The organism is Ralstonia sp. TCR112 (assembly GCF_007997035.1).
Classification (GTDB): domain Bacteria; phylum Pseudomonadota; class Gammaproteobacteria; order Burkholderiales; family Burkholderiaceae; genus Ralstonia; species Ralstonia edaphi.
Map to the genome: position 1 here is coordinate 1 of NZ_VOSS01000277.1, position 614 is coordinate 614.

Below are 614 nucleotides of genomic sequence, written 5' to 3' on the forward strand. Positions count from 1 at the left end.
CGCCCACGCATTCCATGATTCCGCGGCGGCCGTGCCGAAGGTCAGCGTGGCCGGCAGCACCACGCCCACGGACTTCTTGGTGCCGTCGGGCAGGGTAAAGCTGTGGCTGACGCACTTTCCGTCAAAGTACACATTGGCCTTGGTGGTCAGGCGGACGCCGTCAAAGGTTTCGGTGGTCATGAAATGGAATGCGAAAAGGGAGGTCGTGGGGTCAAACCAGCCATTTTAGGCCATTGGATCGACCGCGGGTACGTCAGGCGAGTGCTGCCCGGATCTTGAGGCGTGCGATGTGGCGCAAGATGCCCAGCGCGCCCATCCGCCCGCCTCTTTACACCACGACCGGCTCAGGTTCGATGCGCACGCCAAAGCGCGCATGAACCGCGTCCTGGATTTCGCGCGCCAGCGTCATCAACTGGATCGCGCTGCCGCCGCCACGATGTACCAGCACCAGCGCCTGTTTTTCATACACCCCAACCGCGCCGCTCTGCCGGCCCTTGAAGCCGCACTGATCGATCAACCAGCCGGCGGCGAGCTTGTAGGTGCCGTCGGGCTGCACATATCCGACCAGATTCGGGAAACGCTCGGCGAGGGCATCGCGCGTGGCGGCATCGACG

1 protein-coding gene and 1 pseudogene are annotated in these 614 nt (G+C 63.8%); both read right to left on the reverse strand.

The features are described 5' to 3' along the window. Positions 1–180 (reverse strand): pyrimidine/purine nucleoside phosphorylase (locus tag FUT88_RS25935; RefSeq protein WP_147219384.1); only part of this gene is annotated, 180 nt, incomplete at its 3' end. A gap of 148 nt (positions 181–328) precedes the next feature. Next, positions 329–614: pseudogene (locus FUT88_RS25940) on the reverse strand (UDP-N-acetylenolpyruvoylglucosamine reductase); the annotation flags it as partial.